The following is a 16,317-nucleotide window of genomic DNA, read 5'->3' as shown; positions in this document are numbered from 1 at the left end:
AAGGCTAAATAAATGAAACTCTTTGGACAATCATTGCGCGCCACCATTTTCCTGATGATCGTTTGCGGCATTTTTTATCCCATGGCGGTCACAGCCGTTGGAAAAACCCTCTTTTCCCGTCAGGCAAACGGGACGCTGATCCATGCAAAAGATGGACAAATCATTGGATCCGCTCTCATCGCCCAGGGATTTCATGACCCAAAATACTTTCATCCCCGTCCATCGGCCGCCATGACTCCCGATGGATCCGCAGCCCAGCCTTATGATGCGGCCTTTTCAAGTGCTTCCAATCTGGGTCCGGACAACAGTGCCCAGATCAAGGCGGCAACCGATGCGGCAAGTGCCTACCGCCTTGAAAACCATCTCCCTCCCTCCACTGCCGTGCCCATCGATGCGGTCACGGCTTCCGGATCGGGTCTCGACCCGGACATCAGCCTCTTAAACGCCTATCTGCAGGCTCCGCGGATCGCCGAAAGCCGGCACATGACTCCTGAAGAGGTCAAAGCCCTGATCAGGGAAAAGATCACAAGACCCCAACTGGGATTTCTGGGAACAAGCCGGGTCAATGTCCTTGAGCTCAACCTGGCCCTGGACAAACGGCATGAGACCACAAAGGACAATCGACCATAAAAGAACCTCAGACAACGGAAAGGTTTCCCTTCATGTACAGAAATGCGCTCGACCTGAACAATCAAAGAATCCGTTCCAATAAAGTCGTTAGAACACCGTCCGCCGGTCTGGCTCTCGCTTCGGCGATTCTGATCCTGGCCGGTCTCTCCTCCCCGCATCTTTCTTATGGGGACAGCTCCTCTCCTCAAACCACGACAACGGCTCCGGCCACATCCCCGGCGCCTGTCACGCCGTCTGCTCCTCAAACGCCCGCTCCGGCAGCCACGCCAGCTCCAGCGCCGGATCTGATCCTTCCTTCGATGAATGTCCATTTCAAGGGCTTTATCGATGTGTACGGGCAATATAACCCGACCAGCGCGTCGACAACGGATTTCCGGGCCTATGATTACGGCGCAAACTCCTTTAACCTCAACATGGCCCAGCTCAAACTCTGGCGTCCGGACGACGACGGGATCGGCTTTGTCCTCAGAACCGACTTCGGACCCGGCGCCTACGCATCCGCCCAGAATTTTTCTCCGGGGTACTTTGGAGCGCTTGGAGGCGGCCATGGCGGCTCGACCTCCGTGGGACTGGGAAGCGCCACCATGCCCTACTCCGACTTCTGGCTGGAGGAAGCGTATATCAACTTCTTCGTCCCCGACACCAACAAGGAGCTTGAGGCCTATGCCGGACAGTTCCAGACACTGGCGAACTTCGAAGTGATCCAGCCCACCGGGAACTGGATGATCTCCGACGGTTACACCTTTTTGCTGGGACCCTATACCCACACCGGCGTCCGGATGCACTATGCCCCCAATGCCACCACGAATCTCTATCTCGGGGTGAACAACGGCTGGAACGGCAACATGCAATCCAACGAGGGGAGCTATTTCCAGGACATCGAGCTTGGTCTGGTGGCCAATCCCGTCTCCTGGCTCAACATCAACTTCTCCGGATATCTGGGCCCGCAGGTCAGAAACGTCTACTTTGATCCATTGTCCGGAGCCGCCGGAGGGATCGGAGGAGCCGGATCGAGCCTCGCCACAACCTATGGAGAGGCCAACACACCCACTTGGAGAAACTACAGCGCTTTTGTCATCGAGGTGGGTCCGATCGACCATTTATGGCTGGTCACAAATGAATCCTACGGATGGCAGGCACAGGGAGCCGTCAATTCATCCGGCACTCCCGTCGGCAATGCCTCCTGGTATTCCAGTGAAAACTTTCTCCGGTATGATCTCTCCGATACAATGGACATTGTGGCCAGATACGAGGTCTATTACGATCCGAACGGTTTCATGACCGGAATGCCGGGAACCGCGATCAATGACGAGTCGGTGGACTACCAGTGGAACTTCATGCCCAATGTCATCAGTCGTGTGGAGTATCGCCACGACAACGCCAACAATCCGCTTTTTGACAATCCCGCCTACAATGGCGGAAACCGGGGTCCCGCCCTTTATTCGCAGGATACGGTGGATGTGGAACTGATCTATTCGTTCTGAAGAAAAAGACCATTTGCCAAACTCCGCCATGAACCTTTTCGTGGAGAAAAGACCGGTTTGAAAATAAAACCACTCTTTTAAAACTCAAGGAGGATGTTTATTGGCGATATTCAGGCTCTACCACGGAACCAGAAAAACCATCACACGTTTCCGGGAGTCCGTTCTCCAGAGAGTGGTCGGAATCGGTGCCCTGTTTTCATCGGGATATGGAGATGTCGGATCCTCCATCTATTTTGCTCTCGGAGTCACAACCATCTACGCCGGCGGTGCGATGTTCCTGGCCATTTTCATCGCCGGCTTCTTTTTTATCGCGACGGTCCTGTCCTATGCCGAGCTCTCTTCGGCGATACCGGAGGCGGGAGGCTCTTCCCTCTTTTCACAGCGGGCATTCGGTGACGGATGGGCTTTTTTTGCCGGTTGGGCCCTCCTTCTCGACTATGTCATCACGCTGGCGCTTTCCGCCTTTTCCGTGGGCCCGTATCTGGGATACTTTTTTCCGGTCCTGAAAGACAATGTTCAGGCCAATGTGACCTTTACCGGGGCACTGATCCTTTGCCTCATCCTTTTAAATGTCTTCGGGCTCAAGGAGTCCTCCTGGTTCAGCCTCATGCTGGCGGGGTTTGACATCCTGACCCAACTTTCCCTCATGTTTCTCGGGATCTTTTTTCTCTTCAACGTCCCCAAGATCATGCATCAGTTTTCCCTGGGGACCAATCCGACCTGGCCTCATTTCCTGTACGGAATTTCCGTGGCCATGGTGGCCTACATCGGGATTGAGGCGATCAGCCAGATGTCTTCGGAAGCCAGGGATCCGGCCAAATCCGTCCCCAGAGCCATGTTTTTGACCATGGGAACGACTGTTTTCCTCTATTCGGGAATCAGCCTCGTCGCCCTGTCGGCCATGGACCCGAAACTTCTTTCGACGGTATGGGTCAACGATCCGATCGCCGGAATCGCTCATTTCATTCCTCATGTGCACCATTTTCTTGGTCCCTGGATTGCCGTTCTGGGGGCCACGATCCTGACGGTTGCCGCCAATGCGGGGCTGATTGGCGTTTCCCGGCTGGCCTATTCGATGTCGCACAATTTTCTGATCCATCCGATTTTCAGACATACCACCAGAAGATGGAAAACTCCGGTCTATTCCATCGTGTTTTTTGGCGCCCTGTCGGCGACGGTCGTCGCCTTTTTTCCCTATCTTGAAGTTCTTGCCGATCTCTACAACTATGGAGCGATGCTCTCCTTCATGATGACGCATCTGGCACTGATCAAGCTCCGCAACAAGGAGCCGGAACTTCCAAGGCCATTTCGTGTTCCCTTTTCTGTCCGGATCCGAAATTTTGAGATTCCCCTTCCGGCCATCTTTGGCCTTGTCGGAACCGGAGGGGTTTTCATCATGGTGCTCCTCTTTCACAAATACGGTCGGGTATTCGGGACAATCTGGATGATTGTGGGAATCGTCTATTACTACTACTTCCGCCGCAGCACCCGCATGCCCCTGATGGGCCGGGTGGAGATCAGGGAGCTGGTGGAAAACGATTTCGAAAAACCGGTTCCCCACCGGAACATTCTGGTGGCAACATCCCCTCATGCCCCCTCCCCGATCCTCCATGACATTGCCAAAATCGCAAAATCCGACAAGGCCAGGGTAACGGTTGTCACCGTTCTGGAAATCCCCCTCTCTCTTCCCCTGAACGCACCTCTTCCCGAAGAAGAAGCTATCGCGCAAAACACCCTGGAGCTCTGTCAGGCGATTGGAGTCGAGGGAGATATCCTCTTGGACACGCTTCTCATCCGAAGCCGTTCCATCGGGGACTCCCTCGTCCAGGTCTATACCAGACACAAGGCGGATACTCTGGTTTTTAACGATACAAACTCTTCCGTCTCCAAATCGATCGACGCGGCCATCGTCCGTTCCGGTGTCCCGGTGACCGTCTGGAAAATTCAGTCCATAATGGGCCGTTCCGGCAAAAAACCAGGCGACCAATCCATTCTTTCCTCCGGCCATGAGGTTCTGAAAACCTCTACAGACACTCCCTCCCTCCATGAAGACTGACTCCGAAAGCAATCATCCGGAAGGGTTGATCGAAACCGACCCCTTTCCCCAGGCCGCCAACAAAAATGTCCTTTTGTTGGCGGCTCTTCTCTTTCTTTTGATTTTTGTGACCGATGCTCTCACCCCCCAGAGCCTGGTCGTTTCCATCCTGCTGGACATTCCCATTGCACTGACCGGTCTGACACTCAGGAAAAAGGCAACCGTCTCCCTCGTCCTCCTTGGTCTTTTTGCCAATACCTTCGCCGGGATCATCAACGCCAGAACGGAAGGCTCCATCGATACCGTCGCCCTCCTGAACCGGATCTTTTCCGCCGTTTCCTTTTTTCTCGTGGGATACCTGACGCTGAAGGTCCAGGAAAACGCCCATGAAACAGGAGTGGCCTCATCCGAACGGAGTCGTGCCATAAGAGAAAACAAGATCAGGACGTTTCTTGCAGGAATCAGTGCGCAAAACAGCCCTGACCGGCTTCTTCGGGAACTCACCGGCCATTTGCTCACCCTTTTTTCAGCAAGAGGCGTCATTATCTCCCCGTCCGATCATGACCGGTGGCGGTCGGCAACCTATTCCTCTCCGGATGGACTCTGGTTCTGGGAAGCGGGAGAATCCCTTCCCGGAGGATTATCCCTTCTTGCTCAAAAATCATTTTCTCCGACCTGGATCTCAAAGCCGAGCCTTTTTCCGATCCTTGACAATAATCAAGTCTCAAAAGGCGTTGTTGCAAGAATTTCATTATCCCCAATCGACCAGGAGGCTGATTCGGGCCAGTTTCTCTATTTGTTTATTCTGGAACCGGGGGAAAACTCCATCCTGGCAATCCTTACAGAGATCGCGCCGATTATCGAGGAAGTCGTCGCCAGAGTCCGTCTTCTCTCCTACCTGACCCAGTACAACCAGGTGCTTCTCCATCGGAACAGCGTGATTCATGACCTGATTTACGGTGTCTCCCACGATATCCGCACTCCGTTGATCGCCAACAGCATCAATATGAAGCTTGCCCTAGACGGAGCCTACGGACCGATTTCCGATGAATTTTCCTCCGTCCTTGAGCAAACGATCCTCTCGAACCAGTCGATCCTTGAACTTTCAAACAGCCTGTTGCTCCTTTCCCGATTCGAGCTTGATGAGCTCAATCTGATTTTTGAAGCTGTCCGGATCGATTGTCTTTTAATGGAGGTGCTCTTCGATCTGGACCCTCTTTTACAATCGAAGTCCCTGTGTCTGGTGACCGACCTGGAAGAAATCACCCAAAATGGAGACGGAGCTTCGCTCAAAAGGATGTTTCAAAATCTCATCGACAATGCCATCAAGTGGTCCCCTCATGGAGGAACCGTCAAGATATCCTCAAAAAGGGAGCGGTCGGGTGTTACCATTGATATCGTGGACGAAGGTCCGGGAGTGCCGGATTCGATGCATTCCAGACTGTTCACCCGGTTTGGGGGAATCCATTCCGGTTCCGGCTTTGGGCTGGGTCTTTATATCGCCCAGCAGATTGCGAAGCGTCACGACGCTCTGATCGAATATCATCCGTCATCTCCCGGAAGCTGCTTCCGGATTGTTTTCAGAACTCAGGAGATTCTGTTGTGAAAATACGTGTTTTTCTAGTCGAGGACCATCCGCTGATGATGTCCGCTCTCAAAAAATCACTGGAAAGAAATGATTCGATCGCATTCATGGGAGAAGCCCATTCGGGCGAAAAAGCGCTTGAGATTCTTTCGGAGATCCCTCGGGATATCGACGTCGTTGTCATGGATCTGGGACTTCCGGGAATGTCGGGGATCGAAACCACCAGACGTCTGAAAAAGGAGCACCCCGGGCTTCATGTCCTGATGTTTACGGTTCATCGGCTGGAAGAGGAAATCTTTTCGTCCTTTCAGTCCGGAGCTGACGGGTATTGCCTGAAGGAAACCGATATTGTCAGTCTCCTTCTCGGCATCCAGGCTGTGTCCATGGGATCTTTGTATATCGACCCCCAAATCGCCCATCTCGCCGCCCGAAGGATCCAGTCCCCGACCTTTCGAGATGAGGGGAATCCCCTGACTCCCCGGGAAACCGAGGTCCTGAAACTCCTGTCGGAAGGATTTTCCAACAAGGAACTGGCCATGGAGTTCCAGATCAGCCTGAGTACAGTCAAAGCCCACATACAGAGCATCCTCCAGAAGCTCTCTGCCACAACCCGGGCGGATGCGGCCGTCAAGGCCATCAAAAAAGGATTGATCTGATGATCATCCCCAAAAAAGGGACCCCATGACCCGGAAGCCACCCACTCCTCCCCGGGGAAGGGGTGCCCTCAGCCAACCGGACAACCGATTTGAATCCCAAAAACGGGAATCGGTCGAAGAGGGTGCCGAGGAACAGTCTCTCCGGACACAGTTCCTCCCGGACGCGGCTCGAACCATTATCAACCGGAACAACTCGCCGGATGTAGGGTTTTCCCTGTCGATCAACCCTTACCGGGGGTGCGAGCACGGATGCGTCTATTGTTTCGCCAGGCCGACCCATAGCTATCTCGGGCTGTCTCCCGGGCTTGACTTTGAAACGCGTATTTTTTTCAAACAGGATGCCTCTTCCCTTCTTCGGGTCGAACTCTCCAAAAAGGGCTATCGATGTGAGCCCATCGCTCTCGGAATCAATACAGACTCCTACCAGCCCGTCGAAGAAAAGATGGGGATCACCAGATCCATTCTGGAAGTTCTCGAGGAGTTTTCCCACCCGGTAACGATTGTCACGAAATCCTCACTCATCGAGAGGGATATCGATCTTCTCGCGAAGATGGCCAGGAAACAACTGGCCAATGTGTTTCTTTCCATTCCGACCCTGAACGAAGAGCTTTCCCGTTCTCTCGAACCGAGAGCCGCCGCCCCATGGAGACGAATCGAGGTCATCAGGGCGCTCACGGCCGCCGGGATACCGACCGGAGTTCTTGTCGCCCCTGTCATCCCGGTCCTTTCAGACCATGAACTGGAAAAGGTTCTCAGGGAGGCACGGGAGGCCGGAGCGATTTCCGCGGGATATGTTCTTTTGAGACTCCCTCTTGAGCTTCGGGAGCTTTTTGGGGAATGGCTCGACTTCCATGTTCCCCTGTCTTCGCAGGCGGTTCTGGCTAGGATGCGGGAGTTTCATGGAGGAAAACTTTATGATCCCGGTTTTGGAGAGAGGATGCGGGGGAGCGGTCCATTGGCGGAACTTTTGGAACAGCGGTTTCGGATCATCAAAAGAAAGCTTGGATACAGGGAGATGCCGGTTCTTGAGACCTCTCTTTTCCGTCCCCCCTCCGCTTTATCCCGTGGCCGGCTCTTCCCCGACTTTCCGGGTTGACCGGAAAACCCTTGAACTTGAATATGGAGGGCTGGTCAGCTTTTTTCGAGCGTCGACCGATAGAATTCGATCACCTCTTCAGGTGGCAACGGGTGGCCCCAAAGGAATCCCTGGAAAAGGTCGCATCCGATTTCCTGAAGGAAGATCCGTTCTTCCTCAAACTCAACCCCTTCCGCCACAAGCGACAATCCAAGACTTTTGGCCATTGTCACAATCGCCCGGATCATGGACCTGGCGTTCCGGTCATGTCGGATGTCGCGAATGAACGACTGGTCGATTTTGAGGGTATCCACCGGAAATCCCCGCAAAAGCGAGATCGAGGAGTAGCCTGTTCCAAAGTCATCGATCGAAATGCGAATCCCCAGCTCCCGAAGCCTGACCAGGGTGTTCAGGGCATTTTCAGACTGGATGGGGCGACTTTCAGTGACTTCGAACTCGAGGCCGATCTCGCCGGCACTGACGCTGTTTTCATCGAGGATCCTGACCACCATATCCAAGAAATCGGGGTTCAGGAGCTGGACCGGAGAGATGTTGATGGCAATCCGGAATGAAGAGTCCCAACCCGATTTTTTCCAGGACTTTGCCTGCAGGATTCCCTCCCGGATAATCCTCTCGCCCAGGGCATGAATCATTCCGGTTTCCTCAAAAAGGGTGATGAAATCGCAGGGAAGAACGATATCAAAGGGCTGTCGCCTCCATCGGATCAGGGATTCCACTCCGACCATCCGGGTGTCTGACAACAAAAAGACCGGTTGGTAAAACAGCACAAACTCACCGTTTTCAAGACCGCTCCTGACGCTCTCGATGAGGGCGATCCTGTCGGCAGAAAGGTCTTCGCGAAAAAGCTCGAAATACTCGACTCTCCCGCCGCCCCTGTTTTTGGCCTTGTAAAGGGCAATATCGGATTTCCGGAGAAGGCCATCCAGATCTTCTCCATCTTCCGGGCAACTCACAGCTCCAATACTCACATCGATATGAATGGATTGATCCGAGAGCTGGAAAGGATCCCTGAAAAGATCCAGGATCCTCTCTCCGAGAGCGATGGCTTCCTCACGACTGCGGCTATCGGGTTGGACATAGACAAACTCATCCCCTCCCAGCCGGGCGATCGTGTCCGACTCCCTTCCTGAGCGGAGAAGACGCTCGGCAACGAGCTTCAAAAGCATATCTCCGATCTCATGGCCAAGAGTATCGTTCACATGCTTGAAATGGTCGAGGTCCAAAAACAGGAGGTTCACAACCCTGTTTTTCCGGAGAGACGACTCAATATCGCGAGTGACTCGCTCCCTCAGAAGATTCCGGTTGGCAAGCCCGGTCAGAGGATCATAATTGGCCATCCGCCAAATTCTGAGCTCGTTTTCCTTTTTGTGGGTAATATCCCTTTGCACCGAAATGAATCGGTTGATCCTTCCGTCTTCAGCGACAAGGGGCGAGATGGTCTGGGCTGCCACAAACTCGCTCCCATCCTTTCTCCTGTTGATCACTTCGCACTCGAACACATTTCCGGAAAAGATCGTCCCCCAGAGATCTTCGTAAAACTCCTTTCCGTGATGGCCCGATTTGAGGATCCGATGATTATGACCAATACATTCCTCCCTTGAATACCCCGTCAACTGGAGGAATGCATGGTTGACCCACCGGATGGCACCTTTGCGGTCGACCATGCTGATGGCCTCTCCCACAGCCTGGAGGGCTTCATATCCAAAACGGACCTCTTTTTGCTCTTCGGCCAAATCAAACAGCAAAGCAATCCGGTCCGAATATTTTTCAAGGATGGACAGCTCCTCTGGTGCCGGACCAAACATATACCGGGAACCAGAGGTGATCGTTCCCATCACCTCTCCGTTTTTCTGTCTCAGGGGAATCGACCAGATAAAGCGGATTCCGACACTTTCCATTTCCTTTTTGAACACATCCGGATATTTGGAATCCGCAATGGAGATCATATGGGTTCTGCCCTCCCGAATGGCATGTCCGGACACCCCCATTCCCTGGGGTGAATGGTCCCATCTTGCGGGAGTATTGTTTTCATAGCGGATTTTTCCCTTGACATCCCCCGCGACAAGTTCTGTGGCTCCCTCCGGTTCCTTTTTCAGGATTCCCAGGTACATGAACGGGAAAAAGAAAACCAGGGCTTCGCAGAGATCGTCCAGAACCTTCTGGAGATTCTCTCCCATCAGCACTTTCCGTTCCGCATCGGAAAGCATCCGTTCGATCAATTTTTCCCGCCTTTTAAGCGTTTTGTCCCGAATCAGAGTGAGCAGGAATCGCTCTCCGTCCTTTTCAAGGATCCTCGCGGAAACATCCACCAGGATTTCCCGGCCTTCCTTTGACAGGTGAACCGATTCGTAATCATGCTGACCCTTGGCCAGAAGATTCGGAAACACCTCCCGGAGACATTCCTCCCTTTGCGCCGGAGACATCAGGTCCAGCATCCTGAGACTTTTGAACTCGGAAGAAGGATATCCATAAACAAGCTCTGCCCTGGAATTGGCTTCAAGGATCGTCGACAGGGTCCCGTCGGCATTGATCGAGGACAGAAATAATGGCTCTCCCACCATGGAAAAGAGCGTCTGATACCATTCCCTTTCCCGAAGGATCACCTCCTTTTCATCGACAACCCCTGTAATATCCCTGGCGATGACAAGGAGATGATCTTTTTTGCCTTTCCCGATGAACACGGGAATTCTCATGACAGAAAACACATGGATTTTTCCGGTCCGGGAATCCGTGAGCCGTTCGATAAGATCCAGACGGGACCCTTTTTCCCAGGCTTTTTGATCCGACTGGCAAAAATGCATCAGCTCTTTTTGGGTATTGGGGAAAAGATCAATGATCTGGAGATCCGTTTTTTCTTTCCAGTCGGATGTGGAGAGACCAAGGAAAGCCAGCGCCTCATCGTTCGCAAATGTCCAGCGTCCCTCACCATCCTTTAAAAAAACAAGATCCTTCAGATGAATGCTTAGAAGATCGAAGAAACTTTTTTCGATGGAGGAAGGTCTTTCCTTTTTCCTCAGCTTTTTGGTGTGCTTTTTAGTGTGCTTTTTGAGAATCATTTCAGCACCCCCAATAGAAAAAAACGGGATAGGGACAAGAGTTGCCCCGAACGGTCGGAGCAGGAGTTTTTTGACCCGGAGTCCGCACGGAAGAAGCCGTCTTCCGTCTGAATGTCCTTTACCCCGATGACTCCGCCAATCATGGTATGAACCTCCGGCTTTGATATATTTAAAAGCTGTTTTTTGAGGGACCACCCAATCAGTCGAAGGACCCTGTTCCGGTTTTGCAGCGACACATAGAAGAACGATTCTGATGTTTTTGATTTTTTCGGAAATGGGGAAATGTTGATTGAAAATCTGAACCCTGATTTTTTCCTCTTTGAAAAAGACCAAGTATAATGCCCTTGCTTCCCGAATTCTATCATGATTTCATGCTGTTAAAAAAGATTTGAAGCGATCTGATGCCGGGGGAGCAATCCCACCGAACGGCAAAATCCATATTCTCCCGAATCTTTTTTGGCCCGAATCAAAGATCGGGTGAAATCTTTCCAAAGCCTTTCCTTCACCCGATCATCCCGATTTCCTTTCGACTCCGGTTCGATATATAATTACCAGAATCCAAAACCGATAGGGCTTTGGTTCGTAATTTCGATATAAGACTCCACTCTTCCGGGAGACGTATCCCGGAACTCCGCGTGCCAGGGTTTCAAAACCCCTGTTCAAAACATTCTGTCTGATTCCGTAATCAGGACACCTCTCGACGAAGAGAGCATTCCCGCGCCCCCAAAAGTTCCCTTTTGAACCCAAAAAGTGCGTGATTTATCTGCCCGAAAACCGATTTTGCGATCCATGCGGCAAAATCCTATGAAGGAGAATCAAGATGATTGACCCGAGAGTCCCCCGTTTTGACTGGGGCATGGCCGTAACCGCCGTTTCCGACCTCTTTAACGACGGAAGTTATCCCGATCTTGAAAAAGAGGAAAAGATCGTTGCAAATGGAACCCGCGGAGAGATCGTAAGAGTTGGAACACATGAAGACTCGAACACTCCGGTTTACCTGGTGGAGTTTGAAGGCGGCAGGCTTGTCGGATGTCTGGAAGAAGAAATCAGGCCCTTGCTCTGAGAGGTTCCCGGATAAAAAGATGTTCCAATCAGAAGCATGGTCCGCGTGAAAAGCGGACAGGGCCTTTAAGGAAAGACCCGCCGATCATGGAGGAGGGGTGATGAAACTGGACAATATCATGAACGGAAAATCCTACTTTGGTGGTCCGCTCGATCCCGAAATTTCTTCCCTTCTGGAAGATGCGGCCATCCACTTTTCGGATACCGGCAAGGCGCTTTCCAGCCTTCTGGAAGCCAGGGAAAAAGCGCCTTATGCCCTGGCAGTCTTCTTTTCCCTATACAAGTTCTACTTCTATAAAAACCAGCTGGATCTTGCGGAGAAAACCGTGCGGGAATCCTTGTTTGAAGCTGCCTACCAAGGGGGATTTCCGGTGGAGCCGGCTCTCGTTGAAACCACGGGAAACCCTTGTTTTCTCGATCCTTCTTCTCCGCATTATTTTTATCTGTTTTCATCGAAGGCACTCTCCTTTATCCTGCTGAGACAGGGGCGTATCGATGAAGCCCAATCCTTGCTTTCCGAACTTTCAAGGCTCGATCCTTCAGACCGGGTCGGAAGTTCCGTCATCCGTGACTACTTGAAAGGCGCGACAAAGGGAGCGTCTCTTGATTCCGTTCACTAAAATCCCGTCTGAGCTTTGAAGGGAGGGTCCCTGATGGCAACGATCATTTTTTACGAGAAACCGGGATGCCAGACGAACGGCCGGCAAAAGAAGATTCTTTCCGATTCTGGCCATACACTCATTGTCCGGGATCTTTTGTCGGAACCATGGTCTTTCGAAACACTGCTCCCTTTTTTGGAAAAATTGCCCGTTTCCCAATGGTTCAACCGGGCCTCTCCCCGGGTGAAATCAGGAGAAATTTCCCCTGAAACACTGGATGCCAGACAATCGATGGAGTATTTGCTTTCGGACCATCTGCTGATCCGGCGTCCCCTCATCGAATGCATGGGAAAAAAATTGGCCGGTTTTGAAATGGATGAGATTTCCCGGTTGACCGGTCTGTCCGCCCGGATTCATGATGAGGATGTCACGGATTTTTCCGGCTGCGCGCAAGAATGACAGCGGCAATCGACTGCGAGATCTGTAAGCCGTCTCGCTCACCGAACAGCTTCACAGACAGAGCGTAACGCAAAGCGGCCAATCGACGGCCACGGAGACGTTTCCTTGGATGAAAAATCGTTACAGATCATCAACTCCTATCACGAGAGGACAAAGCATCGATTTTCAGCCTATGCCCGGGGTCCGGAGTTTCTCGACTGGGACGATCAGCCCAATCCGTTCCGAAGCTTTTCGGCCACTTTGGCCACTCGGCTTCCCCTTTTTCCCGGCCATCCGGAAACATCTTATTCCGATCTGTTCGATCCGGAAAACAGGATCCCGCCCGTAGCGTTTGACCTGAACGCAATCGCTCTTCTTCTGGAAGTCTCCCTTGGTCTGTCTGCATGGAAAGCCTATGCCGGAACCAGATGGTCCCTTCGCTGCAATCCCTCGAGCGGCAACCTTCACCCCACCGAGGCCTATCTGATCACACCGACCCTTTCCGGCCTTTCCGGAGGAATCTATCACTATCTGAGCCGGGATCACCTTCTGGAACGGAGAATGATCCCACCCGATTCCTGGGAGAAAGCCTGGAAAACGCCCGGGATCCTCCTGGGGCTCACCTCGATTCACTGGCGAGAGGCCTGGAAGTATGGGGAAAGGGCTTTTCGCTATTGCCAGCATGATGTTGGCCATGCCATCGCGGCCATCCGTTATGCCGCCGGTGCAATGGGGTGGAATGCGACCGTCCTTGATGGCTGGAGTGACGGGATGATCTCCCGGATAACGGGAACCGATCGCCATCAGGAATTTCCGGAGGATGAACAGGAGGTTTCTGAAGTGTTGATCTGGATTGGTGACCTTTTGGCGCCCCCAGACCCTTCCCTGCTCCTGGAAACAGCCGATGTTGGCACATGGGAGGGCAAGGCAAGCCAGCTGAGTCCGGATCATCTCGGGTGGCCGGTGATCGGAGAGGCGGAGTTCGCGACAAGAGATCACTCCCTCCCTCCCCAACAACCACATCGTCCCGTCGCCCGCCCCGCCCTTCCGAAGATTTCAGAACCTCTCCCTTCAGGACAGATCTTCCGTCAGAGGAGAAGCGCCCAACGATTTGATCCTAACGGAGAACCCCTTCCCCATTCCCGATTCTTACGGATTCTGGACGCCCTCCTCCCCAGAGAAAAAATGCCTCCCTTTGACGTCCTGACATGGTCTCCGAGGATTCATCCCGTCTTTTTTGTCTACAAGGTGGAGGGAATGGAACCGGGATGCTATCTGTTGCCCCGCCATTCGGCCGTGGAGGAACAGATTGCCCGGTCCCTGACGGCGGATTTCGTCCTGGAAAACTGTGGACAAATTCCCCCGCACATCCCGTTGAGGCTGCTGAGGAGAGGCGATACCCGTGATCTGTTCAGAAATATCTGTTGCCGGCAGGCCATTGCCTCCCAATCGCTTTTTGGCGTGGCCATGCTCTCCGAGTTCGGGAGCTCCTTAAAAGAAGGTCCCTGGTGGTACCGAAGACTTTTCTGGGAAGCGGGGGTGTTGGGACAAAGCCTCTACCTTGAAGCCGAGGCGGCAGGCGCAAGGGGCACCGGAATCGGCTGTTTTTTTGATGATGAGCTTCATTCCTGGCTGGGATTGACGACTCATGAATTCCAGAGCCTTTACCATTTTACCGTTGGCCGGCCGCTGGAGGATCCCCGTCTGGAGACATCTCCACCCTACCCTTCAGCTTAGGTCGGCATTGCCGGTCTTTTTCAGCCTGTCCCAAAGGCTTTTGAAGCGGTCATCGAGCTCCGAGAGTTCTTCATCCTTGGCGATCAGCTCTTTTGTCCGGGGAAAGGGTCTTTCGGAATTTTCGCTGTACCAGGCTTCCATCGAGGACTTTAAAAGCTCGCGCTCTCCGACGACCCGAATGATGGCCTCCCTCAGGAAGGCGAGCATTTCCTGGTCGCCAAGCTCATCGGAGCCGCTCATGAGATCTCCCCGCTTGCCGGATCGGGCAGAAGCTGGAGGTCCGTTTTGATCTCTCCGGCCGAAAGCCAGGCTTCAATGGCCAGAATGATCATTCCCGGATACTGGCTATGGGGTTTTAAAATGTCGAATTCGGCATAGCCGCTTTGATCGTTGTGAAAGATGATTTTCCCGCAGTCCATGCCGGAATTATTTTTCCAGACTCCGATCAGGCTGTCGAGACCACTGTACGGGTCGCGGGACAGGCTGAAACGGGCTCTACTCCAGTCTGCCACGACCTGTTTTGACGAGGCAACGCCCAGTCGGCTTGCCTTGTCCCGAAGTGCCTGACAAATCCGTTCTCCCTCGGGGGTGAGTCTCTCGATGGTTTTTTCGAGTGGTTCCATGCATCCTCCGTCGCGGTATTGTTGGAAACATTCATTTACGATTTTTTTATTAAAACACATCGGAGGTCTTATGAAAACATCCATTCGTAATCATTTGTCTGGCAAAGTTGTCAAAATCATTAAAGGAACCGCGGCATCAGAAATAGAGGTTGAAACAGCGGCCGGGATCATTTCTTCGGTGATTACCACCAGAAGCCTTGAGGATCTGGCCCTTAAGGTCGGGGATTCGGTTCATGCCAGCATCAAATCGACTGAAGTCGGCATCGAAAAACCTTAATCCGCCTTCTATTTCCAAAAGTCCATCACCGGATTGGCCGCCTGGAGAGTTTCAGGTGGCCAAACGGGATAAAAACCAACTCGAAACGACAATCGGAGCGTCGACTGGTTTCAGAGACGGAGCGCATGATGCTTTCAGATAAGGCCAAGATTCAGGAATGGTATGAGGAAGATGTCCCCTATGGAGATCTCACAAGCGAGATTCTGGGGATCGGACAGGAGAAGGCCCGGATCCTTTTCCGTTCCCGTGGAGAATGGGTTGTTTCGGGAACGGAAATCGCGGGAGATGTTCTGGAACATGCCGGCATCCTGGTGGAATCCCTCATTCCTTCCGGCCAAAAGGGCTCTCCGGATCTCCTGATCCTGTCTGCCCGTGGCCCGGCCGCCTCGATCCATAAGGCCTGGAGAATCTGCCTGAACCTTCTTGAGTACTCAAGTGGGATCGCGACAAAGGCTTCCCGGCTTCTGGATGCAGCCCGTCTCGTAAAACCCGGCATTTGCGTCAATGGAACCCGGAAACACCTTCCGGGCCTCCGACGCTTTGCGACCGAAGCCGCAAAGGCCGGAGGCGTTCTTCCCCATCGTCTTGGTCTTTCCGAATCGATTCTGGTCTTTGATCAACATCTGGTCTTGATCGGAGGGATCAAAACCCTCGCAAACAGGTTAGTCGAGTTCAAATCCAAGGTTCCGGGCAAAAATATTCTCGTTGAGCTGAAAGGCGGCCCATCTCTCGAAGAAGAGGCCTGTCTTCTGGCCCGCTCCGGGGTTGACGGACTCCAGTTCGACAAGGTTCGCCCGGAAGAATTGACCGGTCTTCTCAAAAAGCTTCGTCTCGAGAATCCCAAAATGATTTTTTTTGTCGCGGGTGGGATCAATGAAGACAATATTGGCCAGTATGCAGCCACCGGTGTCGACGCGATCGTGACATCGGCCGTCTACCATGCAACACCCGCCGATATCGGAGCCCAAATCATTCCCTTGGCCGGAGAATTCTGACAAACATCCAAAACGGGACAACCGGATCAAGCCTTTCATCCGTC

Annotated in this window: 16 protein-coding genes; 12 read left to right on the top strand and 4 right to left on the bottom strand. The window is 52.8% G+C overall.

The features are described 5' to 3' along the window. Positions 1-12: 12 nt before the first annotated feature. The 6 genes from kdpC to LFE_RS06030 all read left to right on the top strand — a co-directional run bounded on the left by kdpC (position 13) and on the right by LFE_RS06030 (position 7,486). Complete coding sequence (gene kdpC, locus LFE_RS06055; protein WP_014449357.1) at positions 13-630, top strand: K(+)-transporting ATPase subunit C; 618 nt, start codon at positions 13-15, stop codon at positions 628-630. Positions 631-662: 32 nt separating this feature from the next. Next, positions 663-2,114 (top strand): outer membrane beta-barrel protein, encoded by a 1,452-nt coding sequence (locus LFE_RS06050; RefSeq protein ID WP_014449356.1) that lies wholly within the window; start codon positions 663-665, stop codon positions 2,112-2,114. A 100-nt stretch (positions 2,115-2,214) separates the two neighbouring features. Continuing rightward, positions 2,215-4,170, top strand: coding sequence for an amino acid permease (locus tag LFE_RS06045; protein WP_014449355.1), 1,956 nt, complete (start codon positions 2,215-2,217; stop codon positions 4,168-4,170). Further along, complete coding sequence (locus LFE_RS06040; RefSeq protein WP_014449354.1) at positions 4,160-5,755, top strand: sensor histidine kinase; 1,596 nt, start codon at positions 4,160-4,162, stop codon at positions 5,753-5,755. The genes LFE_RS06045 and LFE_RS06040 overlap by 11 nt, the downstream gene beginning before the upstream one ends. Further along, entirely contained in the window at positions 5,752-6,390 is a 639-nt protein-coding gene (locus LFE_RS06035; RefSeq protein WP_014449353.1) for a response regulator, read from the top strand. Before LFE_RS06040 ends, LFE_RS06035 begins: the two co-directional genes overlap by 4 nt. Before the next feature lie 25 nt (positions 6,391-6,415). After that, positions 6,416-7,486 carry a PA0069 family radical SAM protein gene (locus LFE_RS06030; RefSeq protein WP_014449352.1) on the top strand — a complete coding sequence of 357 codons (1,071 nt, stop codon included), beginning with the start codon at positions 6,416-6,418 and terminating at the stop codon, positions 7,484-7,486. A 35-nt stretch (positions 7,487-7,521) separates the two neighbouring features. Here LFE_RS06030 and LFE_RS13060 read toward each other — a convergent pair whose 3' ends face one another. Then, the gene (locus LFE_RS13060; protein ID WP_014449351.1) at positions 7,522-10,542 is read right to left on the bottom strand and encodes an EAL domain-containing protein; all 3,021 of its coding nucleotides are present in this window, start codon (positions 10,540-10,542) and stop codon (positions 7,522-7,524) included. Next, positions 10,539-10,685, bottom strand: coding sequence for a hypothetical protein (locus LFE_RS14110; protein WP_158310242.1), 147 nt, complete (start codon positions 10,683-10,685; stop codon positions 10,539-10,541). The genes LFE_RS13060 and LFE_RS14110 overlap by 4 nt, the downstream gene beginning before the upstream one ends. Positions 10,686-11,362: 677 nt before the next feature. On the opposite strand from LFE_RS14110, the gene LFE_RS06020 reads away from it, so the two are divergent. The 4 genes from LFE_RS06020 (at position 11,363) to LFE_RS06005 (ending at position 14,378) form a co-directional block, all read left to right on the top strand. Further along, positions 11,363-11,605, top strand: coding sequence for a nitrogen fixation protein NifZ (locus LFE_RS06020; RefSeq protein WP_014449350.1), 243 nt, complete (start codon positions 11,363-11,365; stop codon positions 11,603-11,605). Positions 11,606-11,705: 100 nt separating this feature from the next. Further along, positions 11,706-12,224, top strand: a complete 519-nt coding sequence (locus LFE_RS06015; protein ID WP_014449349.1) for a tetratricopeptide repeat protein — start codon at positions 11,706-11,708, stop codon at positions 12,222-12,224. Between the two features lie 33 nt (positions 12,225-12,257). Continuing rightward, positions 12,258-12,662 (top strand): ArsC/Spx/MgsR family protein, encoded by a 405-nt coding sequence (locus tag LFE_RS06010; protein ID WP_014449348.1) that lies wholly within the window; start codon positions 12,258-12,260, stop codon positions 12,660-12,662. Positions 12,663-12,767: 105 nt separating this feature from the next. Next, positions 12,768-14,378: a SagB/ThcOx family dehydrogenase gene (locus LFE_RS06005; protein ID WP_014449347.1), complete on the top strand. Its 1,611-nt coding sequence runs from the start codon at positions 12,768-12,770 to the stop codon at positions 14,376-14,378. Here LFE_RS06005 and LFE_RS06000 read toward each other — a convergent pair. Both LFE_RS06000 and LFE_RS05995 read right to left on the bottom strand, forming a co-directional pair. Next, complete coding sequence (locus LFE_RS06000; RefSeq protein WP_014449346.1) at positions 14,370-14,618, bottom strand: hypothetical protein; 249 nt, start codon at positions 14,616-14,618, stop codon at positions 14,370-14,372. The genes LFE_RS06005 and LFE_RS06000 overlap by 9 nt on opposite strands. Continuing rightward, positions 14,615-15,001, bottom strand: a complete 387-nt coding sequence (locus tag LFE_RS05995; RefSeq protein ID WP_014449345.1) for a hypothetical protein — start codon at positions 14,999-15,001, stop codon at positions 14,615-14,617. Before LFE_RS05995 ends, LFE_RS06000 begins: the two co-directional genes overlap by 4 nt. A gap of 70 nt (positions 15,002-15,071) precedes the next feature. Here LFE_RS05995 and LFE_RS05990 point away from each other — a divergent pair, with 70 nt between their 5' ends. After that, the gene (locus LFE_RS05990; RefSeq protein WP_014449344.1) at positions 15,072-15,278 is read left to right on the top strand and encodes a TOBE domain-containing protein; all 207 of its coding nucleotides are present in this window, start codon (positions 15,072-15,074) and stop codon (positions 15,276-15,278) included. Between the two features lie 125 nt (positions 15,279-15,403). After that, positions 15,404-16,273 (top strand): ModD protein, encoded by an 870-nt coding sequence (gene modD / locus LFE_RS05985; RefSeq protein WP_041774093.1) that lies wholly within the window; start codon positions 15,404-15,406, stop codon positions 16,271-16,273. The last annotated feature ends 44 nt before the right edge of the window (positions 16,274-16,317 follow it).

This window comes from Leptospirillum ferrooxidans C2-3 (assembly GCF_000284315.1).
Lineage (GTDB): Bacteria > Nitrospirota > Leptospirillia > Leptospirillales > Leptospirillaceae > Leptospirillum > Leptospirillum ferrooxidans.
This window is presented reverse-complemented; position numbering and strand designations above follow the sequence as displayed.

Excerpts from the sequence above, each read along its gene's own strand:
- kdpC (WP_014449357.1), top strand. The coding sequence starts at position 13 with ATGAAACTCTTTGGACAATCATTGCGCGCCACCATTTTCCTGATGATC.
- LFE_RS06050 (WP_014449356.1), top strand. The coding sequence starts at position 663 with ATGTACAGAAATGCGCTCGACCTGAACAATCAAAGAATCCGTTCCAAT.
- LFE_RS06040 (WP_014449354.1), top strand. The coding sequence starts at position 4,160 with ATGAAGACTGACTCCGAAAGCAATCATCCGGAAGGGTTGATCGAAACC.
- LFE_RS06030 (WP_014449352.1), top strand. The coding sequence starts at position 6,416 with ATGACCCGGAAGCCACCCACTCCTCCCCGGGGAAGGGGTGCCCTCAGC.
- LFE_RS13060 (WP_014449351.1), bottom strand. The coding sequence starts at position 10,542 with ATGATTCTCAAAAAGCACACTAAAAAGCACACCAAAAAGCTGAGGAAA.
- LFE_RS14110 (WP_158310242.1), bottom strand. The coding sequence starts at position 10,685 with ATGATTGGCGGAGTCATCGGGGTAAAGGACATTCAGACGGAAGACGGC.
- LFE_RS06020 (WP_014449350.1), top strand. The coding sequence starts at position 11,363 with ATGATTGACCCGAGAGTCCCCCGTTTTGACTGGGGCATGGCCGTAACC.
- LFE_RS06015 (WP_014449349.1), top strand. The coding sequence starts at position 11,706 with ATGAAACTGGACAATATCATGAACGGAAAATCCTACTTTGGTGGTCCG.
- LFE_RS06010 (WP_014449348.1), top strand. The coding sequence starts at position 12,258 with ATGGCAACGATCATTTTTTACGAGAAACCGGGATGCCAGACGAACGGC.
- LFE_RS06000 (WP_014449346.1), bottom strand. The coding sequence starts at position 14,618 with ATGAGCGGCTCCGATGAGCTTGGCGACCAGGAAATGCTCGCCTTCCTG.
- LFE_RS05995 (WP_014449345.1), bottom strand. The coding sequence starts at position 15,001 with ATGGAACCACTCGAAAAAACCATCGAGAGACTCACCCCCGAGGGAGAA.
- LFE_RS05990 (WP_014449344.1), top strand. The coding sequence starts at position 15,072 with ATGAAAACATCCATTCGTAATCATTTGTCTGGCAAAGTTGTCAAAATC.
- modD (WP_041774093.1), top strand. The coding sequence starts at position 15,404 with ATGATGCTTTCAGATAAGGCCAAGATTCAGGAATGGTATGAGGAAGAT.